Consider the following 26,892-nt stretch of genomic DNA (forward strand, 5'->3'; position numbering starts at 1 on the left):
TCAGGAAAACGCTTTCATTATTGAGTTTATTGAAGTAAAATAATATGTAACAGTATTTATCAGATAGCTTGATTTACCGCTTGCTGGGATATGCATATGTTGGTATAAGAGAGTATTTGTCATGAAAAAAGGGGGAAGGGACATGACAAAAAATCATAAACGATTTGAAACGGCTGTAATTCATGAGGGGTATGACGAAAAGGAGATGCTTGGGAGCTTGGCTGTACCGCTTTTCCAAACGTCCACTTATGTTTTTGATACTGCAGAACAAGGGGAGAGGCGTTTCCATGGCACAGAGGAAGGCTATATTTATTCGCGCCTCGGTAATCCGACTGTACGTGTGTTGGAAGAACGGATTGCGCGATTGGAGAATGGTGAAAAAGGTTTGGCTTTTGCTTCGGGAATGGCTGCCGTCTCTGCGGTGCTGCTGTCCTTAACAAAGGCAAATGATCATGTGCTATGCTCAGCCGGTTTATATGGATGTACCTTTGGTTTACTCATGATGATGAAAGAAAAATATAATATCACCTCTGATTTTTCCATGATGGACTCCAAGGAAGAAATTCGATCTAAAATCAAGCCCGAAACTTCAGTGATTTATGTAGAAACCCCGATTAATCCGACGATGAAACTGATTGATTTAGAGCTCGTTGTGGAAGTGGCGAAAGAATATAATATTCCTGTTGTTGTAGATAACACGTTTTCTACCCCTTACTTGCAGCGCCCGCTCGATATCGGCTGTGATGTAGTCCTCCACAGTGCGACAAAATATATTGGCGGACACGGGGATGTCATTGCAGGGCTAGTGGTAGGTAAAGAAGAATTTATTGAAAATATGGCAATGACCACACTTAAAGATATTGGAGGAATCATGTCTCCATTCGATGCTTGGCTGCTGCTGCGGGGGTTAAAAACACTTCCAGTTCGAATGGATCGCCATAGTGAAAACGCATCGAAAATATATGAAAAGTTGAGAGAACATCCGCAAGTAGGGAAAATCTATTTTCCTGGTGACCCGAATTCTGCAGATTATTCGATTGCGGAGAAACAAATGAGTCAAAATGGTGGGATGATTTCGTTTGAAGTGAAAGGGACGAAACAAGATGCCCAGGAATTTATGAATCGCCTGCAATTTATCAAAATCGCCGTCAGTCTCGGCGATGCTGAAACCTTGATCGAACATCCGGCGACAATGACACATGCCGTTGTACCAGAGGAGTCCCGGTTGGAGATGGGCATCTCGGACCAATTAATTCGGCTCTCTGTAGGGCTCGAAGCTTGGGAAGATATCTGGGAAGATTTGGAGCAAGCATTAGACGTTGTATAAAACGCCGAACATCTTATCCATGGGGATAAGATGTTTTTTCTTTTTTAGGAGGGGTACTAAGATACGAGTGATGATAAGCGGGTTGGCTTATGTACTTGGATGACGTGGAAGTGCTTCTATTGTATATTTTGAACTCGTATTTCTTCGCTTTCTGACAAGAGGATGTTTCTATTGCACGTTTCTGGTTGAAATTTTTTCTTTTCCTGACAAGAGGAAGCTCCTATTGCACGTTTCAGTGTAAGATTCTTTCTCTTTCTGACAAGAGGATGTTTCTATTGCACGTTTCTGGTTGAAATTTTTTCTTTTCCTGACAAGAGGAAGCTCCTATTACACGTTTCCGGGTAAAATCCATCTCTTTCCTTACAAGAGAGCCTTTCTCTTGTTCGTTTTGAGCTAATATTTCTTTGCTTCCTGACAAGAGAACACTTCTATTGCACACTTTGAACTTAATTTTACTCTTCCAGACAAGATACTCCTCCATATTGATTTGCCTTTTTACGAAAGAAAGGCATAACTATTGTTATGAAGCGAATTCTAATGTCACGAGCACTTGAAAAAGGTTGTCCGTACTCCAAGAACTGTGAAATGGAGCTTTAGTCACGCTGGAAAATTTATCTTAAAGTAGGATTATGCTATAGTAATGGTAGATAATGGGGTGCGTGAAGACTTGTTTTGTGGGCGATATAATCACGAATGACCCAGCTTTTATAAATATTTTTTATAACTTCGGCCAAGCGACTAGTAAATCAATTTTCTATACATATTCCAGGTTGCTTTGTGAGGAGTGATGTAACAAGACGAGCATTTACTACAGCCAGACTTCCTCGGTCCCTTAACAAGATAAGCCATGAATTTCTTATCTGAAAGTGACGCAAGGAAAGTCTGGATGTTGTTAAACGGGAGCCTACGCTTTTATGCGGGGCCCATTTTTTACTGAAATTTGAATGATGAAGAGGGCGACAAGGATGACTTTAACTACGATCTTATTAAGTATTATCTTGATAGTAAACATAATTCTTGGAATTTCCATTGTCTTTTTAGAGAGAAAAAATGCCTCTTCGACTTGGGCATGGTTGATGGTTTTGTTATTCGTTCCAATCGCCGGGTTCTTTCTCTACTTAATATTCGGTAAACCGATCAGCAATGGTCGAATATTTGTATGGGATACGAAAAGCCGATTAGGTTTAAAAGCAGCTGTCCAAGGTCAATTGCGGGAAATTGAAGATGACAAACTCGAATACAGTGATGAGGATATGAAGCGGTATCAGAGTTTGATCTACCTGAACTTAAGGACGGATAATTCGCTATATTCCCAAAATAACGATGTCGATATTCTTCTCGACGGGAAAGAGAAATTTGATCGACTGCTGCAGGATATGCGACGGGCCAAAGATCATATTCATTTGATTTATTATATTGTCCGGAATGATGAACTGGGGACAAAGCTTGCTGATGTGTTGATCAAGAAGGCGAATGAAGGGGTGACTGTTCGTTTTCTGGTTGATGCGATGGGCTCGAGACGGCTAGGAAAAAAATATAAAAAGCGTCTCCGAGCAGCAGGCGTGCAAATTGAGGAATTTTTCCCAGCTAAGGTCATTAATTTTAAAATCAATTATCGTAACCACCGAAAGCTTGCCATTATTGATGGAAAAGTCGGGTATATTGGTGGCTTTAATATCGGTGACGAATATTTGGGTAAAGATAAAAAGTTCGGTTACTGGCGGGATACTCATCTGAGAGTGAAAGGTTCTGCGGTCGAAAGTATGCAGACAAGGTTTATCCTCGATTGGAATCAGGCTTCTAAAGAAGAGATTCTGTACGAAGACCGATACTATCAATCGGAAAGAGCGGGGAATGCTGGAATGCAGATTGTTTCCAGTGGACCGGATCAACAATTAGAGCAAATCAAAAATGGTTATATTAAAATGATCATGGAAGCGAAAGAGTCCATTTATATTCAGACCCCTTACTTCATCCCGGATGAAAGTGTGCGGGATGCCTTGCAGATTGCTGCATTATCTGGTGTGGATGTGAAGGTGATGATTCCAAATAAACCGGATCACCCATTTGTCTACTGGGCAACACTATCTCATAGTGGGGACTTATTGCAAGCGGGCGGGGAAGTATATATTTACCAAAACGGCTTTCTACATGCAAAAACGCTCATCGTTGACGGGAAGATTTCCACAGTTGGAACTGCGAACATTGATATGCGGAGCTTCCAACTCAATTTTGAAGTGAATGCTTTTATATATGATAAAGAAATTACGCAAGAGCTTTTACAAGCGTTTAATGATGATATTCGCCGTTCTACGCAAATGACGAAAAAATTATACGAAAAACGTTCCATCGGAATTCGTATTAAAGAATCTGTATCTAGACTACTATCACCAGTTTTATAAGGAGGACATTATGAAAGCAAAACCTTGTTCTGATTCACTAGCAATTAAAACGACCCATGTTCAGCCGCCGGATACGAACTTCCACAACACATTATTTGGTGGAAAGTTACTCGCCCATATTGATGACTTGGCTGCAATCGCGGCGATCAAGCATTGCCGGAATCCCGTCGTTACCGCTTCGATTGATTCGGTGGATTTTCTCACCCCAGTGAGGGCGGGCGATGCAATTTTAATTGAAGCCTTTGTTACGTGGACAAGAAATACATCCATGGAGGTTTTTGTAAGAGTCATTACGGAAAACCTTGTGACGGAGGAGAAGAAGGTTTGTAATACTGCTTTTCTTACCTTTGTAGCAATCGATGAAAATGGCAAACCGACACCGGTTCCACCGGTTTATCCAGAAACGGATTATGAAAAATCACTTCATGAATCTGCACCAGAGCGTGCTGAACAACGTGATTCCCGACGGAAGAAATCAAAAAACTTTGCAAAGGAAATCGGTGCAGATTATATTTGGGACAGAAGATAGCACTTGTTTCAATGGAATAACATTCAAGGGGGACGCAAAATTACTTGCGTTCCTTTTTTTTAACAATATGAAACACATAGATGTGCTTACTTCCCGAAAAATTCATCCTTTCGTCTATCTGTTAGCTGTTTTCCACCCTTGCAATCTACTATGAAAACGCTTATAATGAATATAATAAATATTCTAAAATTATTAGCAACTCCACCAAACGAGGTGTTCCTATGATGCTCTGGCAATCAACATCTATCCAACCCATACGAGGAGGCTATGGTTTCAAACCATAGCCTCCTTTTCGTTTGTCTCTTTAGCATAGTGAAGTAATGCCGTGGAGGTGTAGAATGATTCGGTTAACAGGGAATACATTAACACTAGACGATGTTCATCAAGTTGTTTTCTCGGGGCAAAAGGTGCAGCTTGACCTACAGGCGAAAGTGAATATAGAGAAAAACAGACAAACAGTGGAAACATTTCTCAAAGAAAAGAAAATCATGTACGGCATTAATACCGGCTTTGGAAAGCTGAGTAATATTTTAATCGATGAAGTTGATCTGGAACAGCTGCAAATCAATTTGCTCCATTCCCATGCTTGTGGAGTCGGGGAGCCTTTTTCTGAAGAAGTCAGTCGGGCGATGTTATTGCTTCGGGCAAATGCATTGGCTTGCGGCTTTTCAGGAGTACGGCCTGCTTTAATTGAGAGAATGCTAGATTTATTAAATGCCGGAATTCATCCAGTTATCCCGGCGCAGGGCTCTCTCGGTGCAAGCGGCGACTTGGCTCCGTTAGCTCATTTAGCTCTGCCGTTGATTGGGAAAGGGGAGGTTTTCTACCAGGGAAAACGTATAGCCTCACAAAACGCGTTACAACAAGCGAACCTTCAACCGATTAAATTGAAGCCTAAAGAAGGACTCGCACTCATCAACGGAACGCAGGCGATGACAGCTGTTGGTGTCCTCTCGTATTTGGAAATGGAAAAAATGCTGTATCAAAGTGAGCTCATTGCCGCCTTGAGCTTTGAAGGATTACAAGGGATCATCGATGCATTTGAACCTGCAATTCATCACGTGCGGGGGCACAAAGAGCAAATCGAAGTTGCTGCTAGGATGTGCAAGATTCTTCAAGGAAGCAAATTGACTACAAAACAAGCCGAACTACGAGTACAGGATGCATACTCTCTTCGTTGCATTCCCCAAGTGTTAGGGGCATGTTGGCAAACACTGCATTATGCGAAGGAAAAGTTGGAGATTGAAATCAATGCAGTAACCGACAACCCGATTATTTTTACGGATGAGAAGAAGATTTTATCTGGTGGAAACTTTCATGGAGAACCGATAGCATTTGCAATGGATTTTTTGAAGCTTGGAATCGCTGAAGTAGCTAACATTTCCGAACGGCGGATTGAGCGGCTCGTCAACCCACAATTAAATGACTTGCCGGCTTTCTTAAGTCCGAACCCAGGTCTCCAGTCAGGAGCGATGATTTTACAGTACAGTGCGGCATCCCTGGTATCCGAAAATAAGACATTGGCTCATCCTGCAAGTGTTGATTCCATTCCGTCGTCCGCCAATCAGGAGGATCATGTGAGCATGGGAACGACTGCAGCAAGACATGCCTACATGATGATCCAAAATACGAGGAACGTCCTAGCCATCGAGTTAATCTGTGCACTCCAAGCATGTGAGTACCGTGGTGTCGCCAATATGGCGAAGACAACGAGAAAGTTTTATAAAAGAGCGAGGAACATCATTCCGAGCATGATAAAAGATCGCATCTTTGCTGAAGATATTGCCCGCGCTGCACATTGGTTGAAGGAAGCTGATGATAGTTATGTATCTGAAAGGTGGGAGAATACAAAATGAAACAAGTGAAAGTGAAGAAGGGCTTGGATTTAGAATGTAAAGGCTGGGAGCAGGAAGCGATATTACGAATGTTGTACAACAATCTCGACCCTGAAGTGGCGGAGGACCCGGAGGAACTGGTCGTCTATGGCGGGATTGGAAAGGCTGCAAGAAATTGGGAAGCTTTTGATGCGATTGTAGCTACACTCCGAAAACTCGAAAATGATGAAACGATGCTGATTCAAAGTGGTAAGCCGGTTGGTGTATTCAAGACACATGAACATGCGCCGCGTGCGCTGCTTGCTAATTCAGTTCTTGTACCAAAATGGGCGACGTGGGAGCATTTCCACGAACTCGATCGAAAAGGACTCATGATGTACGGACAAATGACGGCAGGAAGCTGGATTTATATCGGTACCCAAGGGATTCTTCAAGGAACATATGAAGCATTCGCAGCATTGGCAAGAAAACATTTCGGTGGCAGCTTGAAATCAACGATCACGTTAACGGCGGGGCTTGGTGGAATGGGAGGGGCTCAACCTCTTGCTGTCACGATGAATGAAGGGGTAGTGATCGCTGTTGAAGTAGACGAGAGTCGGATTGAGAAACGTTTGAAAACCAATTACTGTGATGTGATGACAGATGATATGACAGAAGCAATCCAATTGGCAACGGAAGCTAAAGCGAAAGGAAAACCACTCTCCATCGCATTGCTCGGTAACGCTGCTGAAGTACATCATGAATTATTAAGTCGTGGAGTTCAGATTGATATCGTAACGGATCAAACGGCAGCCCATGACCCGCTTAATGGTTATATCCCTGCAGGATTTACGTTGGAAGAAGCGAGAACTCTCCGCATTAGTGACCCGACCCGTTATGAAAAGTTCGCAACACAAAGTATCGCTAAGCACGTCGAAGCAATGCTTCAGTTTCAAGATCAAGGTGCTGTCGTTTTTGATTATGGCAATAATATTCGGCAAGTCGCTCATGATGAAGGAGTGAAAGATGCCTTTCAATTTCCTGGCTTTGTTCCAGCGTTTATCCGGCCTTTATTTACAGAAGGGAAAGGCCCATTCCGATGGGCAGCATTGTCGGGTGATCCCGAAGATATTTATCGAACTGATAAATTGATTAAAGAATTGTTCCCGGAAAATGAAGCGCTTATCCGCTGGATTGATATGGCTAGGGAAAAAGTGTCATTTCAAGGCCTGCCTGCCCGAATTTGCTGGTTAGGATACGGAGAGCGGAAAGAGATGGGTCTGGCGATAAATGAGCTGGTTAGAAGAGGTGAATTGAAAGCCCCGATTGTGATCGGCAGGGACCATTTGGACAGCGGCTCTGTTGCTTCGCCAAACAGGGAAACCGAGGCAATGAAAGATGGAAGCGATGCAGTTGGCGACTGGGCAATATTAAATGCTCTCATCAATACAGCAGCTGGTGGTTCTTGGGTATCTTTTCATCATGGTGGTGGCGTCGGTATGGGGTACTCCTTACATGCAGGTATGGTTGTCGTTGCGGATGGTACCGACTTGGCGGGAGAACGCCTCTCACGAGTGTTGACGACCGATCCAGGTATGGGAGTGATCCGCCATGCTGATGCGGGGTATGAAGAGGCCATCCAATTTGCAAAAGACCAGAACATTGTACTGCCAATGTATGAGAAAGGGGAGTAGAGATGCAATACGATATCTTGATTCATGACATCGGGGAACTCTTGCCAATGGAAGCAGATGGTCCAGCTAAGGGGGAGGAAATGAATCAGCTTCAAGTCCTCAAAGACGCTGCAGTAGCAATCCAAGATGGAAAAGTCGCGTGGATAGGCAAAACAGCTGATGCAAGAAATTTATCTGCGAAAAAAACAATCCATGCAGAAGGAAATTTGGTTACCCCAGGCCTCGTTGAAGCACACACGCATCTCGTTTTTGGCGGATCAAGGGAAAAGGAATTATCTTTAAAACAACAAGGAGTAGATTACTTAGAAATTTTAAAGCAAGGCGGTGGCATTTTATCGACCGTACGAGCGACACGCCAGGCATCGCATGATGATTTATTATCAAAAGCCCGCTTCCATTTGGACCGGATGCTTATGCACGGGATTACGACGGTGGAAGCAAAAAGTGGATATGGTTTGGACCGGGAGACAGAATTGAAACAGTTGGAAGTAGTGAAAGAACTGAAGAAACAGCATCCAGTTGACCTCGTTTCCACGTTTTTGGGGGCACATGCTATTCCAACAGAGTATAAAGATGACCCAGAAAAATTTCTGCAATCGATGGAAGAAATGTTTGAAGAAATCAAGGAGGAGAATCTCGCAGAATTTGTAGATATCTTTACAGAAGCGAATGTATTCAGTGTGGAAGCTTCCCGGCGTTATTTGGAAGCAGCGATAGCTAAAGGCTTCCAAGTGAAGATTCATGCGGACGAGATTGAAACGCTCGGGGGGACTGAGCTTGCGGTTGGGTTAGGCGCAATCAGTGCCGAGCATTTGGCGGTCACTTCAGATGAAGGAATCAAAAAGCTCGGAGCATCCGATACGATTGGAGTCATTTTACCGGGAACGAGCTTTTACCTTGGTAAAGATAGCTATGCCAGGGCGCGTGAAATGATTGATGCCGGAGCGGCAATCGCAATTTCCACCGATTTCAATCCCGGCAGTTCGGTGACGGAAAACCTCCAGCTTATCATGTCGATTGCCGCATTAAAATTAAATATGTCACCAGCCGAAATATGGCATGCTGTAACCGTCAATGCAGCATATGCCATTAACCGCGGAGAAGAAGCAGGCTCCATTGCGATAGGAAGAAAAGCGGATATCGTCATTTGGGATGCGCCGAATCATCTCTATATCCCTTATCATTATGGGGTCAATCATGTAAATACAGTATTGAAAAATGGTGAAATACGATACAGAAACGAGGGGATCCGATGACTTTCTTACGTCCGGCAGGAAAAGCAATCTTCAAAGACCGTTTTACGACTAAAGCAAATGAATTATTGCGGCACTATGATGAGGGGAAAAAGGCAACGTTCGGATTAGTCGGTTTCCCTTTATCCAAGCCATCCATCAGCCATTCAGGTGCCTCTCTAGCACCAACAGCAATCCGCAATAGCTTGGCTAGTTTTTCCACTTACTCCGGTGAGGAAGGAAGGGAACTGACCGATGAACTTTTAGATTTCGGTGACGTCTTGATGCACCCGACCGATGTGGAGGAGAGCCAACAACGGATAACGGTGGCATTGACAGAAGTTCTCGCTACCGGGGCAGCTTCTCAGTGGTTTTTCTTAGGTGGAGATCATTCCATCTCCTATTCCAGCATCAAGGCACTTGCTGCCAATCATACAATCGGTGTCCTTCAATTTGATGCGCATCATGATTTACGGAATACAGAAGACGGTGGCCCGACGAACGGTACACCATTTCGAAGACTGATTGAGGATGATATTGTGACGGGTGAGCGGATCTCGCAAATCGGTATCCGGGATTTCATGAATGCGAAAGAATATCATGATTTTGCGAATCAACATGGCATCCAAGTTTATACCATGGAGCAAGTTCGTGAATTAGGGATAATTTACATTATGGAGCGGGAGTTGAACCGGTTTTCCAGACTTGCTGATTTCATCTATTTATCTGTGGACATGGATGTGCTCGATCAAGCATTTGCCCCCGGATGTCCGGCGATTGGACCTGGAGGGATGGATACACAAACATTGCTTCGAGGAGTTGAAGTTGCTGCCAAGCATCCACTTGTCCAGGCTATGGACATTGTGGAGATTGATCCTACCCAGGATATCCGGGATATGACGAGTAAAACGGCTGCCTACCTGATTCTAACTTATATTAAAAATAAGGAAACATAATAAAAAAGACAGGTGAGTGCACCTGTCTTTTGTTACTTAACTTTATCCGCTTGCTCTGCTTCTACTTCTTCTTTTGTAACATGTTTATCTGCCCAACTTTGAATTTCGCGAATGACCGGCTCCAACGCACGGCCTTTATCTGAAAGTGAGTATTCAATCCGAACCGGGAACTCGGAGTATATTTTACGTTCGACGATACCTTCTTTTTCGAGCATCTTCAAGCGATCAGAGAGCAATCTGCCACTAATAGGTAAATCAGCTTCCATTTCTGAGAAACGCTTCGTCCCTTTTAGTAATTCGAATAAAATCAAGCCTACCCAACGTGTGCTTAGTAATCCCATAGCCTTTTCAAAACGTGGACATAAGATTTCCTCCATCATGATCACCTCACTCTATTTAAATCAAATGAAAAGGAATAACAGTAATTACAAAAAGTAACTATTTATAGTTTAACATAAAATTACCCTTCTAGTAAACAGTGTAACCACTATTTATCAGTTCTAAATGCCTCGGTTAAGTAAGTTTTTCTTCTTTTTAAAAAAGTAAATAGTTGGTGAATTCATCGTTTTGTGAAATAATAGGGCTTAGACGGTGTATCTTTCAGTAAAATTCCTATTCTGAATAGATGGAGGAGAGTACCCTGATTCACTAAAGTGTAATTTCGTATGATAGAAATTGATCCAATTGGAGGTTAAAAGATGGCGACAATACAATTACAAGAAAAATATGCAGAACTAGCTTTACGTACAGGTGTCAATTTACAAAAAGGCCAGGCCTTGATGATTAATGCTCCGCTTGAAGGTGCAGACTTCACAAAAATTATAGCAAGAAAAGCATATGAACTAGGTGCAAAAGACGTTCATATCAACTGGGTGGACGATGAGCTGACATTATTAAGATACCAGCACGCTCCAGATGAAGTGATCGGTTCCTTCCCGGAATGGCGGGTCAAACTTCATGATGAGTTTGCGGAAGATGGAGCGGCAATCCTTCATATTCGTTCGACCAACCCTGATTTATTAAAGGATATTGACCCTGCACGTGTTGCAATGGCTAACAAAGCTGCAGCAGAAGCAATGGTGAATTTCCGCCAGTATACGATGAATGACCGAATTCCTTGGTCCATTATTTCTATTCCATCGAAGGATTGGGCACAAAAGATTTTCCCTGATAAATCGCCAGAAGATGCAGTGGCGAGCTTATGGGAAGCTATCTTGAAAATTGTCCGTGTAGACCAAGAAGACCCAGTTGCGGCATGGAAAGAACATAATGCAACATTGAAGACAGCTCGTGAAGTATTGAATGATAGAAACTATAAAAAATTAATATTAAAAGCGCCTGGAACCGACCTGGAATTGGAGCTTCCTGAGGGGCATATTTGGAAGGGCGGTTCAGCCTTTGCCGAAACTGGGGTAGAATTTAACCCGAACATTCCTACCGAAGAAGTATTCTCCTTGCCGCATAAGTACGGCGTAAATGGGACAGTATCAAGCACAAAACCACTTAATTATGGTGGCAGCTTAATCGACAACTTCCAGTTGACGTTCAAAGATGGCGCAGTAGTGGACTTTAAAGCAGAAGTCGGTGAAGAAGTGCTGAAACATTTACTTGATTCCGATGAAGGTGCCCGCCGTTTAGGAGAAATCGCGCTTGTTCCAGACGAGTCGCCAGTTTCCCAATCCGGCTTGATTTTCTATAACACGCTGTTTGATGAAAATGCTTCGGTGCACATCGCTCTTGGTAAAGCTTATCCAACCAACTTGGAAGGCGGATCCAGCATGTCAGAAGAAGAACTGGATAAACATGGTGTGAATGACAGCCTCATCCACGTGGACTTCATGATTGGATCTGACAAACTTGATATCGATGGTGTGAAGCAAGATGGTACGACAGAGCCTGTATTCCGTAATGGGACTTGGGCACTGAACATTAAAGGTGAATAATAATTTAAAAATCCACAAGCTGTTATGCTTGTGGATTTTTTTCTTTTGGATAGGGTGTCATCCTAGTCGATGATATACTCATTAATCAAGTGGTAAGTGCGCAACAATAGTTCGTCCATATTTTTGTCCTTCATAAATTTCAGTTCAATGTTGATACCACCTGACAGGGTCAAATTGATTTCCGAATCAAGATCTAATCTGCCTGCCGTCTCGATGGAATAAGTTGAGATATTTTTATATGGAATAGAGTAATATTCCACTTTTTTCCCTGTCAATCCTTGCTTATCAGCAATCAGAATCCTTTTGTCTGTAAAGACGGCAATATCTCTTATCGTCTTCACGCAAAATACAACCTGTTCTTTGCCTGATAAAAATTTTTCCATCTTTTCATTAAGCGGAACTTCATGATAAAAAGTAAATACTTTTTTTGGTGTAAGATCAGTCAATTCAACCCCTCCAGTTTACATCATTCCATTTTTCACTAAAACGGCTTTGATCATTGTATAACTATAATCTTCTGGCAAAGCTTTCTTCAATGGCTTTAGTTTATCTTCATCCAACTCTTCTCGCATTGCGAGTACTTCCGCTTCTTCCTCGGCGTTGAAGAATAGATTCCAATTCATTTCATGTCCTTCTTTATAAGCTTTGAAAAGGTGATTCTCAATCGTCATCGCTGAAAAGTCACGAGCTTCAGCAATTTCCTTTATCGTTTTGCCTTCTTGGAAAAGCTTATAGCTTACAAGGTGGCTCGGCCCATCGTCTTCCGTTCTTTTCTTTCTTGCTACTGGTTTAGCGTTCCCAAAGATAGGTATTCGCTTCGGTACTTTTGGATTGCGTTCACGCCAGTCTTGTATCAATGCCAAGAAGTCTTCACCATATTGCTCGTATTTCACTTCACCGATTCCTTTGATGTCCAACATTTCTTCTTTCGTCTGTGGGAAGTAGCGGCTAAGCTCTTTCAATGTGGCATCAGAGAATAATACATAAGGCGGCACTTGTTTCTCATCGGCAATTTCCTTACGCAGTGCACGCAGCTCGGAGAAAAGATCTTCATGATAATCCGCATCTTCCGTCGTTGGAATAGGCGCCGTAAACATTTCCACTTTGCGCTCACCTTTTAAAACAGGTACGGAATGCTGATTCAACCTGATGATCGGAAAACGTCCTTCTTCAATGGCGAGTAAATTTTCGGCAATTAAAAAGTGGATCATCTCCGTTATTTCCTTTTCCGTATAACGGGAAAGCAGTCCATAGGTGGAAAGCTTTTGAAGTCCGAATTGGATAATCTTCTTATCTCTCGATCCTTTTAATACTTTTGCTGTCAGTGTCACACCGTAGCGTTCTTCCATCCGCTTCACGCATGACAGGATCATTTGTGCCTCTTCGGTTATATCCACCTTTTCCTGAAGTTCGGTACAATTACTGCAACGGTCACAGGTCGTCTTCGTAACCGTATCATCGAAGTACTCGAGAATATGATTTGCGAGACAACTATGGGTGTGACAGTAGTTGATCATGGCTTGCAGTTTACGGTATTCATTTTGTTTTGCTTGATCATCCATTTGCGATTGTTCAATTAAAAATTTCTGCAGCTGGATATCTTGCGGGGAGAACAGCAGTATACAATCACTTGGCTCACCATCACGTCCGGCTCTTCCAGCTTCTTGATAGTAGGACTCAATGTTCATCGGCATCGCATAATGCAGAACGAAACGAACGTTTGATTTATCTATCCCCATCCCGAAGGCGTTTGTTGCAATCATGACATTCACTTCGTCGTGAAGGAAGGCGGCTTGAGCTTCTTTACGTTTCATTTCGGAAAGCCCGGCATGATACTTCGCAACGGAAAAACCACGTGCTTTCACCAATTCATAGAGACTATCCGCCTGTTTCCTCGTAGCTGTATAAATAATTCCTGCTTCATCCCGATGTTCGGTCAAAAAGTTCCGGATATACGTCATTTTGTCTTTACCTTTAACAACGTGGAAAGAAAGGTTTTCCCTGGCAAAGCCGGTATTGACCGTATGTTGGTCATCGACTGCGAGTAAGGATTGGATATCTGCAATAACCTCTTCTGTTGCGGTCGCTGTCAACGCAATGAAAACAGGGATATTCCCGAATTCTTTCAGACGAGGAACAATCGAACGGTAACTTGGTCTGAAATCATGTCCCCATTGGGAAATACAATGTGCCTCATCAAAGGCGACGAGGGAGATATTGATCCGCTTCATCAAGTTCGTAAAACGGAAAGATTCGAACCGCTCTGGCGCAACATAGACAAATTTATAGCGCCCACTAGCAATCTCCTGCATCCGCAAGTCTTGTTCTTCATTGGATAGGGAACTATTTACAAAAGTCGCAGGAATTCCAAGGGACTGAAGCCCATCCACTTGATCCTTCATTAAGGAGATGAGAGGAGAGATGATAATTGCAGTGCCTTGCATGGATAATCCGGGGATTTGATAGATAAGAGATTTACCTCCACCCGTAGGCATGACAGCGAGCGTGTTATGTAAGTTTAAAATATGCGAAATCGCTTCTTGCTGCCCAGGGCGAAATGCTTCATAACCAAAGTAACTTTTTAAAATGTTTTTTTCCTTTACTAGCATCCTTTACGCTCCTTCCATTATGAATAATCCTACCATATTTTTGATAGGTTGTAACGATAGAAAAAGAGTGAAGCATTTGCCTCACTCTTCGCCCAGTTCCTCAAGCTGTTTCCGTACTTCCGCAATCTCTCCTTCTAATCGGATCAATTGCTCTTCTGCTGAAGAAACCCTGCCTTTAACATATTCCAATTTATCCATATCACCTTGAATTCGAACATAATCCGATTTCAACTCATCTAATTTAGCCAAAAGTTTATCACGGTTCATTCACTTTCTCCCCCTTTTAAAAGCCCTACCAACTATTGTAATACGGAACTCGCTTAATTCCTAGGGAAAAAGGTTAGCCTTTTGAATGGCGGTTTAGAGTGTGGCGCTGAAGTTATTTTCCCGTATGGGGTGAAAGTAAATTGTATCGGGAAAATAACTGTTGTTTACTTTCCCGGATGGGCTGGAAATAAATCACTTCGGGAAAATAACTGTGGTTTACTTTCCCGGATGGGCTGGAAATAAATCACTTCGGGAAGATAACTGTTGTTTACTTTCCCGAATGGGCTGGAAATAAATCACTTCGGGAAGATAACTGTTGTTTATTTTCCCGAATGGGCTGGAAGTAATTCGCTTTGGGAGAATAACAGGTGTTTACTTTCCCAAATGGGGTGAAAATAAATCACCATGGGAAAGCATCTGGTGCTTATTTTCCCATATGGGATGACAGTAAATCCATCAGGAAGATACGTGTCATTAAAACAACGCATCTTCCTTATTTCTTTTAGAGTCCACATAAGTTTCATAGAAATGAACAATAATCGTCCGTACCACCGCGTAGAATGGAACTGCGAAAAGGATTCCGAGAAAACCAGCAATGCTTCCCGCGGCAAGAATCACTGTAATGATCGTGAGCGGGTGAAGGTTCAGTGCTTGGCCCATCACATTTGGTGAGATTAAGTTACTTTCAATCTGCTGAGCGACGATCATAATAATCGATATCCATATCAGATTCCACGGATCTTGGATACCTCCAATAATAAGTGCTGGTGTAACAGCGATGAATGGTCCAAGGTAAGGAATGACATTCGTCACCATTCCAAATAACGCTAGAGCTAATGCATAATCTAGTCTGATAATAGAATATCCAATAAATAAAAGTATCCCGACAAAGAAGCTGACAATCAGCTGCCCTTGGATAAAGGCAGTCAGCACGTTATTTATTTTCATTAAAAGGCTGCGGATGTTGGCAGCTTTTTTTGGTTTGAAGAATTTGGTGATGAATGGTATTAATTTCTCACCATCTTTCAGCATGAAGAACAGGAAGAATGGGATTAACACCATTCCAGCTGCAATGCTGAGGACCTGTCCAATTAATCCGCCGAGAAAAGCAAAGATATAGTTGATGATCTCCTCAATATGTGAAGGGATATTATTCACAAAGTCGTTGATTGTTCCGACGACTTGATCGGGGATATAAACATAATTCGTTTCCCAATATTGTATGAACTCTTGGATTACCTTTACCATGGCGGGAATTCCGTTCATGATATTTGTTGTTTGCTCACGTAGTATCGGCCAAATATAGATGATAAATAACGACGCGGCGATTAAGATGATAATGAAGACAAGAATAATCGCGATGATCCGATGAATTTTAAACCGTTCAAAAAAACGCATAAGCGGCCTAGTCAGATAGTAAAGGATACCTGCACCAATAATTGGAAATGCGACAGCTCCAATCAATTGGAAGACAGGGATAAATATAAAATTAGTGGCTGAGACTAATAAAATCAATAGAAATATAAGTATTAGCCCAATTAATATTTCAAAAAATCGTTTGTTTTTCAATTGCATCTCTACTCTCCGTTCCACACAATCGATTGGTGGTTTTATTTTTATTATAATCGATTATAATAGTATATGCTGTTATTATTATTAACCGAAAATGAAAAATTAATTCAAGTTTAATAGAATAAAAGATAATGTCATGATAGTATTTTTATATACATACGAATAGTGGAAGCGCTCATTCGAAGAAAATCCGGTCGTCGTGTTGAATTCTGGTCGACGGAGCCCCGCACTTCGCAAATCTGCACGGACAAACAGTCCATTCATAGAGCCTGATTTTGCCGAAGTTGGACGTGGCTTTTACTTATATACATACTAATAGGGGGAACGAAATGGCTAAAAATTGGGAAGCAGTATACGAGAAATGGCTTAATTTTGAAAACCTGGATGTCAGTCTGAAAGCTGATTTGGAGGCTATTAAGTCAGATCCGAAAAAACTGGAAGATGCGTTTTATCAAGAGCTGACATTCGGAACAGGTGGTATCCGTGGAGTACTTGGACCTGGAACAAACCGTATGAATATTTATACCGTACGTAAAGCGGTGAATGGCCTAGCCAAGCATTTGTTGGAACATGTAGTGAACGCAAAACAGCGTGGAGTGGCAATTGCTTACGATTCACGATATATGTCACAAGAATTTGCGATTGAAGCGGCCAAAGTTCTTGGTTCATACGGTATTCGTGCTTCTGTGTTTTCCTCACTACGGCCGACTCCAGTGCTTTCCTATGCGGTACGCTACTTGAGTGCAGCAGCTGGAATCATGATTACGGCCAGTCATAATCCGCCGGAGTACAATGGGTTGAAGGTCTATAACGAAGAAGGTGGACAAATCCTTTTGGAGGAAGCAGAGCAAATTACTGCGGCCATTCAGGCAACAGGTGATGAACTGCTCGTTCCTGTGCGAGATCAAAAAGAGCTTGAAGATGAACAACTTCTTCGATGGATTGGTGAAGAAGTAGATCGTGCTTATCTCGAACATTTACAAGGCATAACAAAAATGGAACCGTCCGTACTTGAAGAAGAAAAAGATCTAAAGATTGTTTACACACCACTTCATGGAACAGGAACAAATCTTGTATCAAGAGGCTTTGCACAATTGAATTTCCCTCACGTAACGCTTGTTGAAGAACAAACTGTAGCTGACCCGGAATTTTCAACGGTAGAATCACCGAACCCGGAAGAACATCAGGCATTCAAGCTTGCAATCGAATATGGGGAAAAAGTTGATGCCGATATTTTACTTGCGACAGACCCGGATGCAGACCGTCTTGGCGCTGCAGTGAAAAATAAAGATGGGGAATATGTCGTCCTTACTGGAAACCAACTCGGTTCCTTATTATTGGATTACATTCTTTCCCATAGTGATATGAACGTTTACCGCAATGCCCGAATGATCAAAACTGTAGTTACAACTGAGTTCGGCCGTGCAATTGCCGATTCTTATGGAGTAGAAACAATTGAAACGTTAACTGGTTTTAAATATATTGCAGAAAAAATCGCCAACTTCCAATCAACAGGTGAAACTTTCATGTTCGGCTATGAAGAAAGCTATGGCTACCTCGCGAGTGGATTCACGCGTGATAAAGATGCTGTTCAAGCGTCCATGCTCGCAGCAGAAATGGCTTATTATTGGAAGAGTCAAGGGAAATCGGTACTTGATGCTTTAGAAACTTTATTTGAAAAACATGGATATTTCCTTGAAGGATTAACTTCTTTAAAACTTGAAGGAAAAGAAGGTTCGGAGCAAATTGCGTATATCATGGAAGAAATCCGTGAACGTCCAATGAAGGAAATTGCAGGCATGAAAGTGGTGACGGTCGAGAATTATGTCACCAGCGAACGTACGGATGTTGCAACAGGTGATGTTGAAATAATCAACTTACCAAAAGAAAACATGATGAAATTTATCCTCGAGGATCAGGCTTGGGTTTGTTTCCGTCCATCCGGCACAGAACCCAAGATCAAATATTATTACGGTGTTTGCGGTAACAGCAATGAAGATAGCGCAGAAAAATTACAATCAATCAAAGAGGCATTAGATGCAGTGATTGCCGGAATTTTAGAGAAATAATATAGTGAGTTTTAGTCTCATCCTTCATGTCTAGGTTTCCTTGGGCATGGAGGATTTTTTTAATAAAGTTGTTCATGTTGAGAATGATAGAAAGCTGAATTTGCACAGTAACAGTGGTTGTCTTGTCGCGAGAGAGGGGATTTAAAGCTTATAATGAGCAATAGAAAGTTTCTCTTGTCACGAAAGATGGGAAACTAAACTCGAAATGTACGATAGAAGCGTACTCTTGTCATGAAAGACGGGAAAATAAGTTAGAAAAGTACAATAGAATATTCTCTTGTCATGAAAGACGGGAAACCAATCTAGAAACGTACCATAGAAGCGTTCTCTTGTCACGAAAGGCAGGAAACCAAGCCCGAAACGTACTATAGAGCGTCTCTCTTGTCACGAAAGACAGTAAACTAACTTCGAAACATACCATAGAACACTGCTCTCGTCACAAAAGACGGAAAACCAAGCTGAAAACATACAATAGAAACTGTCTCATGTCACGAACATAAGTAATCAGTCTCCAAAAGCACAATAACAATTCACAATGGCATAAAACTATTTTATTTGGGAAAAGTATAATATCTATTAAACATGAAAATATTTTTCCTTGTATTGGTTAGGAAATTGACATTTAGCCGAGAATAGTGTTAAATTAGCTTATAATATTCCTAAAGGGGAGTAGCTGTACAATCTAAGTCGTCATTACGAGATTAACATCTCCGGCTTAATTGGCAACGTACGTTTGTTGTTAGCGAGACCTTTACCACTACAGGTAAAGGTCTCTTTTTATTTTTTTGTGGCCTTTACTGTGTAAAGGCCATTTTTTGTGGTCAATAATAGCAGGAGAAGGAGTGTGTGCCGAATGGGTACGGAATTAATTTTAGAATACTTATGGGTATTGATCGTTCTGATTGGACTAGAAGGTCTATTGGCGGCGGATAATGCTCTTGTCTTAGCCATCATGGTTAGGCATTTACCGGAAAAACAGAGAAAACGGGCACTATTTTATGGACTAGCAGGGGCCTTTGTCCTACGGTTTGGTTCTCTATTTGTTATTTCATTCTTGGTGGAACTATGGTGGATTCAAGCGCTTGGAGCTATCTACTTACTAGGAATTGCAATTAAGAACCTGTATGATCGCTTCAAGAAGAAGGAACCGGATGCTGATGATGTTAATCTGGAGAAAGCACCGCTTAAAGAAGCTTCACCAAAAGAATTTTGGCTGACTGTATTAAAAGTCGAATTTGCCGACCTTGCCTTTGCGGTCGATTCGATTCTTGCAGCTGTAGCCCTAGCCGTTGCATTACCGCCAACTGGCTTGGGAGAGATTGGAAGTTTAGATGCAGGTCAATTTGCAGTCATCTTCGCAGGTGGTATGATTGGGATTATCATAATGCGTTTTGCAGCGAATATTTTTGTGGGACTGCTTGCAAAACGGCCGGGCTTGGAAGTCGCAGCTTTCCTTATTGTTGGTTGGGTAGGTGTGAAACTCGCCGTACTCACGCTTGCACATAAAGATGTTGCCTTAATACCGGAGGCATTCCCACATTCAACTGGCTGGAAGCTGACATTCTATATCGTACTTGTTCTCATTGCCGTCATTGGCTGGTTCTCATCAAAGAATCAAAATGTGGACGAGAAACCATTAGGCTAAACACAAAGAACGATGGAATTTATTCTGTCGTTCTTTTTCTTTTGAGCAAAACACTAAGCATCTGAGAAAATTAGTGCTACAATCTGAGTTGAGGTGATTACTGTGGCAGAACATCATTTTTATTTGAAAGCAGATTGGCCAGGTGGTCGAAATAGTGTCGGTCATATTGATGCAGGGAATTTGAAAGCACAAATTTCCATACCACCGGAAATGGATGGACCGGGAGTTGGAACGAATCCTGATGAAATGTTGCTAGGGGCTGCAGCGACGTGCTATGTTATCACACTTGCAGCAATGATTGAGCGGGCAAATCTCCCGTTGAAAGAAATGTCCCATGATGCGGAGGCCATTGTCGATGTGACAGAAGGGGTATTTACATATAAAAAAATTATCCATAAGCCTACCGTGGTTTTACAGCAATCCGCTTCAGACAAAGATCATCGGAAGCTGAAAGTTCTCGTTGAGAAAGCAGAAAAGAGTTGCATGATTTCCCGCGCGATACAGGGGAATGTTGAGCTCGAACTACAACCGAATTTGAGTTAATGAATGATTCCCTATTGTATGATGGGAATCTTTTCTTTTATAAAACTGTACGCTTTAATTCTTGGTAATTGGGAATATAGTCTATGGATGGTGGGAAGCTAAGCATATTAAAAATATTTAACTAGTATAATATGTTGTTGCACAAAATCGTAATTCATAGTATATTTTATATCGGACTAAATCTATAGGGATTATAGTAAATATAAAATGGGAGGAATAAAAGATGGATAGTGTCTTTATAATTATAAATATTATCGTCTTCTTAGTTGTTATTGGTTTGCTATATACCATGCAAAAAAAACACGTTTCCTTTGCGAAGCGAGTATTTACTGCAATGGGAATCGGAATTGTGCTAGGTGCTATTTTACAAGCTGTTTATGGAGTGGGATCCGATATACTGACAGGTACGTTGGATTGGTATAGTATTGTCGGTAGTGGATATGTACGACTCTTAATGCTCATCGTCGTACCACTCGTCATGGTTTCCATCATCCGTGCGATCATCAATTTGGAGAAAACGAAAGAGCTCGGAAAAATGGCCGGTTGGGTTATTGGAATTCTAATCGGTACAACAATGATTGCAGCTGTCGTCGGTATTGGTTCCGCACTTCTATTCGATTTAAGTGCCGACCAGATTGAAGCCGGTCAAGCTGAAAATGAGCGGGCGGCATCGATCGAAGAACGTTATGCAAGTATTGAGGATCAGACAACACCACAACGAATTTTAGAGTTTATCCCCAATAATATTTTCCTTGATATGACAGGAGAACGTCCAACATCTGTAATCAGTGTGGTTATCTTCTCTCTTATCGCAGGAGTGGCAGTACTTGGGGTCAGAAGAAAACAACCAGAGCAGGCAGAACTGTTTGTAAAAGGTGTCAATGCGATTTATGCCGTCGTCATGCGGATTGTTACGTTGATTCTCCGTTTAACGCCATATGGGGTACTCGCACTCATGATAAATATGGTTGCTAATACAAACTATGCTGGGGTACTGGAGCTTGGTAAATTCGTGCTCGCTTCCTATGCAGCATTAATTACAATGTTCATTATTCACCTACTCCTCGTGGGCGGGTTTGGATTGAACCCAGTAACATATGTGAAAAAAGCATTCCCGGCACTTGCATTTGCTTTCACTTCACGTTCTAGTGCGGGAACGATTCCAATCAATATCCAAGCGCAGAAAAATGGTCTTGGAGTTGATGACGGAACAGCGAATATTTCCGCGTCATTCGGTGCAACGATGGGGCAAAATGGCTGTGCTGGAATTTACCCAGTAATGCTTGCCGTTATGATTGCGCCAACGGTAGGTATTAATCCATTAGCATTGGATTTCTTAATTCCATTAATCCTCATTACTGCAATCAGTTCATTTGGTGTAGCAGGAGTTGGTGGCGGTGCAACATTTGCAGCGATTATCGTCCTTTCATCCATGGGTCTTCCAGTAGGTCTAGCTGGATTGTTGATCTCTGTAGAAGCACTTATTGATATGGGACGTACAGCGCTTAACGTAAATGGTTCTATGGTTGCCGGAACACTGACATCCAAAATTCTTGGCGGTCACGATGCAGATAAATTCAACGATAAAAACTCAGTAGCTGACCAAGCGACTGTTTAGCACAAAAGCGTAAGCGCCCGTTTAGCGCTCCGCAACTTGAGTTATTGAAACAAAACCAAAACCGCCTTACAAACTAAGGCGGTTTTTGATTGCAATTATTTTACATGATCGGCAAACTTGTCATCTGTTTTACAAAATCCTAACAAAAGGATGAAGTTCTTGCATCATCCACATTTATTCCACATTGTCAGGGTACAATTAAATTATCGATTGCTAGCTGACTATGATATTAAACAGAAGGATGGAGAGCAATGGAAAGAAATGCGTATTTTGATAATGCGAGAGTAGTTTTGATTTTTCTAGTTGTGTTCGGTCATATTATTCAACCATTCATTACAGAATCCACAGGAATGAACACGTTATATATGTGGATCTATATGTTTCATATGCCGGCATTTATTTTAGTATCAGGATTTTTCGCCAAGGGAGCTGGGGACAGCGGGTATATATGGAACCTTGTGAAAAAGCTGATCATGCCATATCTTATATTCCAGATCATTTACACGGGTTATTATTTTCTGATAGGAAAACCTGACTGGCAGGCTGGATTATTTTATCCTCACTGGTCCCTATGGTTTTTATTCAGTTTATTTGGCTGGCATATCTTATTGATTTTCTTCAAAAAGCTAAAGCCGGGTTACAGTATTGGTTTAGCTTTATTGATAGGTATTGGTGTCGGCTACTTCAGTGAAATTGGCCATACGTTTAGTCTGTCAAGGACGTTCGTATTTTTCCCGTTTTTCCTTATTGGCTATTGGCTGACGGAAAAGCAGCTGATGCTTGTGAAAAGGAACATCGTGAAGCGAGTTGGATTAGTCGTGATGGCAGTTTTCGCGCTATTAATCTATTATCTGCCAGAAATCAATACAGGTTGGCTGTTGGCATCTAAATCGTATGGAGATTTAGGCGTCGAATGGTATGGAGGTTTTGTACGCTTGCTTGTGTATGGATTATCCAGTCTTATGGTGATCAGTATCCTTGCGTGGATTCCTTCCGCGAACATCAAAGGAGTCACTTATCTTGGAGCCAGAACACTTTATGTGTATTTATTACACGGATTCTTTATCCAATACTTCCGCCAGACAGAGTTATTTACGGTTGATGGTTTTCTGGATGTGATCGGACTTGCGGCGATTTCAGCAGGCCTAGTCTATCTACTATCTTCCAAGCCTGTCTTGGGGATTTCTCAACCGCTCATTGAAGGAAGAGCGACTTTACTGAAGCGAAAATTAGAGCAGTGGACTTAAGATCCCTGCTCTTTTTTGCCTAAAAGCCCAAATCCAGCTGAGAATGGCCCGAGTTCACATAAAAATTGCCGTGGAATAAGCCCCAAGTTCATAATGGAGATGATTACTAAATGGAACAAACACCGCTCCATTTTCAGGAATCATGAATAACATAAAAAAACCAGGATGTCCAAAGGAAACTGCCTTTGTATGTCCTGGTTTTCCGTGTTTAAAATAAGAAATGTGCAATTAAAGTGATGATTGGTAACGTAATGATCGTACGTAATAAGAAAATGAAAACCAAATCAAGGAAGGTAACTGGGATTTTCGACCCTAACAGTAATCCTCCGACTTCTGACAAGTAAATCAATTGAGTGACAGATAATGCTGCGATAATGAATCGTGTCATTTCAGATTCAATGCCAGAACCGATGATTGCTGGCAGGAACATATCAGCAAAACCAATTAATATCGTTTCAGATGCTTCTTTTGCATATGGTACTTGCATCAGTTCTAGCAATGGAATAAATGGTGCTCCAATCCAGCTGAAAAATGGTGTGTATTCTGCAATAATTAGAGCGATTAATCCGAAAGCCATAACGACTGGAGCAACACCCATCCACATATCTAATATATTTTGAAAGCCTTCTTTAAAGAATTTAAATACATTCGTTTCTGTTTTTGAACGTTCCAACGCGTTTTTCAATCCAAAGGTAACTGAATTATATCCTTGAGGGATAGATTCATCGATGGGCTCATTGCTCTCATTGATATAGTCGTCTTTTTTGCGTGAAAGTGGTGGTATTCTCGGCATAATGATCGCTGCAACGAATCCAGCAAATACAATCGTCAAATAATAAGGGACAAACATATGCTGCAGACCAACTTCTGCTAAAACAACTAAAGAAAATGTAATCGATACAATCGAGAATGTAGTACCAATTACGGTAGCTTCCCGTTTCGTGTAAAAACCTTCTTCATACTGTTTACTTGTGAGTAGTACCCCAATTGTTCCATCACCGACCCAAGATGCAAGTGCATCAATGGAAGAGCGACCTGGAAGTCTGAATAATGGGCGCATCACTTTTGTCATCAATGCTCCAAAGAACTCCAATAAACCGAAGTTCGTGAGGAGCGGTAAAAATAAACCGGCGAACAGGAACACTGTGAATAATGTATGCAATAATCCATGCAATAACGTTCCACCCGTATCACCGCTGTAAAACATCTCATGGCCAAGCTCAAAGTAAACCATGATTGCAAAAACTGCTGCTACTACACGGGTAATTGTCCAGAACAGGGAAGTTGTGAACAATCCTTGGAAGAAAGGAGTATTCGCATATGCTTTTCCTTTCGTCGCAAATCCAAGTAGAGTTAAGATTGCTGTAATGACGATGATCAGCATCATGATGAGCGACAAATAAGGAGCTAGCCCATCTTCTACAAGCCCTGCTAAAAATGCAATTGGAATGGTTGTACCATCAGCGACCGAAATAGGCGTAATAAATAGTAGAATTCCAATTATAGATGGGATAATAAATAATAAATAGTTCTTTAATGTATATTCTTTTAACATGATTAAATCCTCCAATATTCAACGTACTGCATAATTATACAGCCGTCCGGAAAAACATGCAATAGGTTATCTTATTTTCCATTAATTCTCACTTCTTGCCTTTAAGATTTGTTTATGTGAATAGGATAAGATAAGGTGAAATTAGGGAAGATGTAAGTAGAGGTGGTCCATTTGCGCAAACTGTTTAAGTATAATTTTTTATATCGCTACTTAGTTATCGTCTCACTAACGCTTAAATTTATTTTTAGAATTTACCTTTTCTTATTTATTCATTCAGTTTGGGATGAACAAACGAATGAAAAGTGGAACATACTCCTTGCAAAATTGGCAAGAGATTATCGGAAAAAAGCCGAACGACTTGGTGGTGTGTTGATTAAAGTCGGGCAATTTTTAAGTACGAGAAAAGACTTTCTTCCTGATGTCTTCATTGAAGAGTTGAGTGAATTGGTCGATCACGTCCCGCCGATGCCTTTTGAATATGCGGAAAAAATTCTCCAGGAAGACTGGGGAGAAAATATTTATGAACATATGAACTATATTAAAAAAGAATCCGTCGCCTCTGCTTCCATCGGTGAAGTATATTATGGAGTTTTGAACAATGGCAATGAAGTCGCGATTAAAGTAAGGCGCCACCGTATCGAAGAAATTTTCCATAAAGACTTTGTCGCCATGCGGATGGTATTTTGGATCCTTAAAGTGTTTACCACCTTCGGGAAAAAAGCTGATTTAAAAGCACTTTATAACGAGCTTGTCACAGTGATGGAGCGGGAGCTTGATTACAAAAAGGAAGTGGAGTTTGGCAAGTACTTTAAAGAACGTTATGCCGATATGGAAAACATTCATATCCCTGAATTTTATGAAGAATACTCTACCAAACGTGTGATTGTGATGGAGTGGATTCATGGGGAAAAGATTACGAATGCAGCATTTTATCGGGAGCACCGGCTGAACAGGCAAGTCATCTCGAAAGCGCTATTTGATTTTTATGTGGACCAATTTTTAAATCCTGGTAAATTCCATGCCGATCCGCATGCAGGTAATATTCTTTTGCAACAGGATGGAACAGTTGCCATCATCGATTTCGGGATGGTTGGAGAAATTAAGAAACAAGATACGGAATACTTCAAGCTGCTCGTTCAAGGATTCATCATAGATAATTACGATATTGTCGTCGATGCTTTAGATAAAATGAACTTCCTTCTCCCGAATGCAGACAAGAAAAAAATTAAAGAAGTCATGCGTGATGCTGTAGAGTTATACTCGGATGGGTCGTTAAAGAATTTAAACAGCCAAACGATCAACCAGTTATTTGATGAAGTGACGGAAATGGTGCAAGAACAGCCGATTCAGCTTCCGGCGGACTATGCGTATCTACTTCGTGCCATATCCATCGTCGTTGGCATCCTCTTTGCGATAAATCCTGATATAGATATCGTGAAATGGGGTAAAGATAGAATAAGGGATTGGTTTGGAAAGTCGAGTATTATCGAATCGGTGGCGAAACAGTACGTGAAGAATGCAACCGACCCACTCCTTTCTTATCCAAGGGCCCTGTTGAATTTTCTTGAAAGCGGGGAGCGCGACCGGGTATGGGATAAGGAAAAGTTCCATATTAAAATGAAACACCAATACTATCTACTGCTTGAGACATTTTCTTTTATAATGGTAGTATTAGGGATAATAATTGGTATTTATAGTTTCTCTATGGATGTAGTCTTTATCCGTTACTTCGGTTGGAGTATCGCCGGTATTTTTTTCATTTTATTGAATATCTTATTATTGTTCCATCGTAGAATGATTAAGAGTAAAAAATCAAAAACGTAAGCGACATGGGGTTTAGCATAACAGGTTATAACCTATTTCTTATAAA

20 protein-coding genes are annotated in these 26,892 nt (G+C 41.5%); 14 read left to right on the forward strand and 6 right to left on the reverse strand.

The annotated features are described in order from the left end of the window. Nucleotides 1-142: 142 nt before the first annotated feature. The 7 genes from megL (at nucleotide 143) to hutG (ending at nucleotide 9,954) form a co-directional block, all read left to right on the forward strand. Entirely contained in the window at nucleotides 143-1,327 is a 1,185-nt protein-coding gene (gene megL, locus ACFSBH_RS01420) for a methionine gamma-lyase (RefSeq protein WP_251516163.1), read from the forward strand. A 965-nt stretch (nucleotides 1,328-2,292) separates the two neighbouring features. Further along, nucleotides 2,293-3,729, forward strand: a complete 1,437-nt coding sequence (cls, locus tag ACFSBH_RS01425; RefSeq protein WP_251516164.1) for a cardiolipin synthase — start codon at nucleotides 2,293-2,295, stop codon at nucleotides 3,727-3,729. A 10-nt stretch (nucleotides 3,730-3,739) separates the two neighbouring features. Further along, a complete protein-coding gene (locus tag ACFSBH_RS01430; protein WP_251516165.1) occupies nucleotides 3,740-4,258 on the forward strand; it encodes an acyl-CoA thioesterase in 519 nt (172 codons plus the stop codon). A 338-nt stretch (nucleotides 4,259-4,596) separates the two neighbouring features. Continuing rightward, complete coding sequence (hutH, locus tag ACFSBH_RS01435) at nucleotides 4,597-6,114, forward strand: histidine ammonia-lyase (protein WP_251516166.1); 1,518 nt, start codon at nucleotides 4,597-4,599, stop codon at nucleotides 6,112-6,114. Then, nucleotides 6,111-7,766: a urocanate hydratase gene (hutU, locus tag ACFSBH_RS01440; RefSeq protein ID WP_251516167.1), complete on the forward strand. Its 1,656-nt coding sequence runs from the start codon at nucleotides 6,111-6,113 to the stop codon at nucleotides 7,764-7,766. The genes hutH and hutU overlap by 4 nt, the downstream gene beginning before the upstream one ends. Before the next feature lie 2 nt (nucleotides 7,767-7,768). Beyond that, on the forward strand, nucleotides 7,769-9,022 hold the full coding sequence (gene hutI, locus ACFSBH_RS01445) for an imidazolonepropionase (protein WP_379595683.1): 1,254 nt from the start codon (nucleotides 7,769-7,771) through the stop codon (nucleotides 9,020-9,022). Continuing rightward, on the forward strand, nucleotides 9,019-9,954 hold the full coding sequence (gene hutG, locus ACFSBH_RS01450) for a formimidoylglutamase (RefSeq protein ID WP_251516169.1): 936 nt from the start codon (nucleotides 9,019-9,021) through the stop codon (nucleotides 9,952-9,954). Before hutI ends, hutG begins: the two co-directional genes overlap by 4 nt. A gap of 32 nt (nucleotides 9,955-9,986) precedes the next feature. Here hutG and ACFSBH_RS01455 read toward each other — a convergent pair whose 3' ends face one another. Then, on the reverse strand, nucleotides 9,987-10,334 hold the full coding sequence (locus ACFSBH_RS01455) for a winged helix-turn-helix transcriptional regulator (RefSeq protein ID WP_251516170.1): 348 nt from the start codon (nucleotides 10,332-10,334) through the stop codon (nucleotides 9,987-9,989). Between the two features lie 318 nt (nucleotides 10,335-10,652). On the opposite strand from ACFSBH_RS01455, the gene ACFSBH_RS01460 reads away from it, so the two are divergent. Next, the gene (locus tag ACFSBH_RS01460; RefSeq protein WP_251516171.1) at nucleotides 10,653-11,897 is read left to right on the forward strand and encodes an aminopeptidase; all 1,245 of its coding nucleotides are present in this window, start codon (nucleotides 10,653-10,655) and stop codon (nucleotides 11,895-11,897) included. A gap of 62 nt (nucleotides 11,898-11,959) precedes the next feature. Here ACFSBH_RS01460 and ACFSBH_RS01465 read toward each other — a convergent pair whose 3' ends face one another. From ACFSBH_RS01465 to ACFSBH_RS01480, 4 genes are all read right to left on the reverse strand, one after another. Continuing rightward, the gene (locus tag ACFSBH_RS01465) at nucleotides 11,960-12,280 is read right to left on the reverse strand and encodes a PH domain-containing protein (protein WP_379595768.1); all 321 of its coding nucleotides are present in this window, start codon (nucleotides 12,278-12,280) and stop codon (nucleotides 11,960-11,962) included. A 78-nt stretch (nucleotides 12,281-12,358) separates the two neighbouring features. Then, nucleotides 12,359-14,506, reverse strand: a complete 2,148-nt coding sequence (recQ, locus tag ACFSBH_RS01470) for a DNA helicase RecQ (RefSeq protein ID WP_251516173.1) — start codon at nucleotides 14,504-14,506, stop codon at nucleotides 12,359-12,361. A gap of 81 nt (nucleotides 14,507-14,587) precedes the next feature. Further along, the gene (locus ACFSBH_RS01475; RefSeq protein WP_251516174.1) at nucleotides 14,588-14,773 is read right to left on the reverse strand and encodes an SE1832 family protein; all 186 of its coding nucleotides are present in this window, start codon (nucleotides 14,771-14,773) and stop codon (nucleotides 14,588-14,590) included. 474 nt (nucleotides 14,774-15,247) lie between these two features. After that, nucleotides 15,248-16,342, reverse strand: coding sequence for an AI-2E family transporter (locus tag ACFSBH_RS01480; RefSeq protein ID WP_251516204.1), 1,095 nt, complete (start codon nucleotides 16,340-16,342; stop codon nucleotides 15,248-15,250). Between the two features lie 332 nt (nucleotides 16,343-16,674). Here ACFSBH_RS01480 and ACFSBH_RS01485 point away from each other — a divergent pair, with 332 nt between their 5' ends. The 5 genes from ACFSBH_RS01485 (at nucleotide 16,675) to ACFSBH_RS01505 (ending at nucleotide 23,467) form a co-directional block, all read left to right on the forward strand. Then, nucleotides 16,675-18,414 (forward strand): phospho-sugar mutase, encoded by a 1,740-nt coding sequence (locus ACFSBH_RS01485; protein ID WP_251516176.1) that lies wholly within the window; start codon nucleotides 16,675-16,677, stop codon nucleotides 18,412-18,414. Between the two features lie 853 nt (nucleotides 18,415-19,267). Beyond that, nucleotides 19,268-20,059 carry a TerC family protein gene (locus ACFSBH_RS01490; protein ID WP_251516178.1) on the forward strand — a complete coding sequence of 264 codons (792 nt, stop codon included), beginning with the start codon at nucleotides 19,268-19,270 and terminating at the stop codon, nucleotides 20,057-20,059. A 102-nt stretch (nucleotides 20,060-20,161) separates the two neighbouring features. Beyond that, complete coding sequence (locus ACFSBH_RS01495) at nucleotides 20,162-20,602, forward strand: OsmC family protein (protein WP_251516180.1); 441 nt, start codon at nucleotides 20,162-20,164, stop codon at nucleotides 20,600-20,602. Nucleotides 20,603-20,825: 223 nt separating this feature from the next. Then, a complete protein-coding gene (locus ACFSBH_RS01500; RefSeq protein WP_251516182.1) occupies nucleotides 20,826-22,220 on the forward strand; it encodes an L-cystine transporter in 1,395 nt (464 codons plus the stop codon). A gap of 251 nt (nucleotides 22,221-22,471) precedes the next feature. Further along, on the forward strand, nucleotides 22,472-23,467 hold the full coding sequence (locus ACFSBH_RS01505) for an acyltransferase family protein (protein ID WP_379595688.1): 996 nt from the start codon (nucleotides 22,472-22,474) through the stop codon (nucleotides 23,465-23,467). Between the two features lie 208 nt (nucleotides 23,468-23,675). Here ACFSBH_RS01505 and ACFSBH_RS01510 read toward each other — a convergent pair whose 3' ends face one another. Next, nucleotides 23,676-25,022 (reverse strand): YjiH family protein, encoded by a 1,347-nt coding sequence (locus ACFSBH_RS01510; protein WP_379595690.1) that lies wholly within the window; start codon nucleotides 25,020-25,022, stop codon nucleotides 23,676-23,678. A 171-nt stretch (nucleotides 25,023-25,193) separates the two neighbouring features. Between ACFSBH_RS01510 and ACFSBH_RS01515 the strand changes: the two genes are divergently transcribed. Then, the gene (locus ACFSBH_RS01515) at nucleotides 25,194-26,846 is read left to right on the forward strand and encodes an ABC1 kinase family protein (protein ID WP_379595692.1); all 1,653 of its coding nucleotides are present in this window, start codon (nucleotides 25,194-25,196) and stop codon (nucleotides 26,844-26,846) included. The last annotated feature ends 46 nt before the right edge of the window (nucleotides 26,847-26,892 follow it).

This window comes from Oceanobacillus luteolus, assembly GCF_042678205.1.
GTDB lineage: Bacteria > Bacillota > Bacilli > Bacillales > Amphibacillaceae > Oceanobacillus > Oceanobacillus luteolus.

Coding starts and splice junctions, on each gene's coding strand:
- ACFSBH_RS01430 (WP_251516165.1), top strand. CDS start 3,740: ATGAAAGCAAAACCTTGTTCTGATTCACTAGCAATTAAAACGACCCAT.
- recQ (WP_251516173.1), bottom strand. CDS start 14,506: ATGCTAGTAAAGGAAAAAAACATTTTAAAAAGTTACTTTGGTTATGAA.
- ACFSBH_RS01465 (WP_379595768.1), bottom strand. CDS start 12,280: ATGGAAAAATTTTTATCAGGCAAAGAACAGGTTGTATTTTGCGTGAAG.
- ACFSBH_RS01500 (WP_251516182.1), top strand. CDS start 20,826: ATGGATAGTGTCTTTATAATTATAAATATTATCGTCTTCTTAGTTGTT.
- ACFSBH_RS01490 (WP_251516178.1), top strand. CDS start 19,268: ATGGGTACGGAATTAATTTTAGAATACTTATGGGTATTGATCGTTCTG.
- ACFSBH_RS01510 (WP_379595690.1), bottom strand. CDS start 25,022: ATGTTAAAAGAATATACATTAAAGAACTATTTATTATTTATTATCCCA.
- hutU (WP_251516167.1), top strand. CDS start 6,111: ATGAAACAAGTGAAAGTGAAGAAGGGCTTGGATTTAGAATGTAAAGGC.
- ACFSBH_RS01455 (WP_251516170.1), bottom strand. CDS start 10,334: ATGATGGAGGAAATCTTATGTCCACGTTTTGAAAAGGCTATGGGATTA.
- ACFSBH_RS01485 (WP_251516176.1), top strand. CDS start 16,675: ATGGCTAAAAATTGGGAAGCAGTATACGAGAAATGGCTTAATTTTGAA.
- megL (WP_251516163.1), top strand. CDS start 143: ATGACAAAAAATCATAAACGATTTGAAACGGCTGTAATTCATGAGGGG.
- hutH (WP_251516166.1), top strand. CDS start 4,597: ATGATTCGGTTAACAGGGAATACATTAACACTAGACGATGTTCATCAA.
- ACFSBH_RS01460 (WP_251516171.1), top strand. CDS start 10,653: ATGGCGACAATACAATTACAAGAAAAATATGCAGAACTAGCTTTACGT.
- ACFSBH_RS01505 (WP_379595688.1), top strand. CDS start 22,472: ATGGAAAGAAATGCGTATTTTGATAATGCGAGAGTAGTTTTGATTTTT.
- hutG (WP_251516169.1), top strand. CDS start 9,019: ATGACTTTCTTACGTCCGGCAGGAAAAGCAATCTTCAAAGACCGTTTT.
- cls (WP_251516164.1), top strand. CDS start 2,293: ATGACTTTAACTACGATCTTATTAAGTATTATCTTGATAGTAAACATA.
- hutI (WP_379595683.1), top strand. CDS start 7,769: ATGCAATACGATATCTTGATTCATGACATCGGGGAACTCTTGCCAATG.
- ACFSBH_RS01475 (WP_251516174.1), bottom strand. CDS start 14,773: ATGAACCGTGATAAACTTTTGGCTAAATTAGATGAGTTGAAATCGGAT.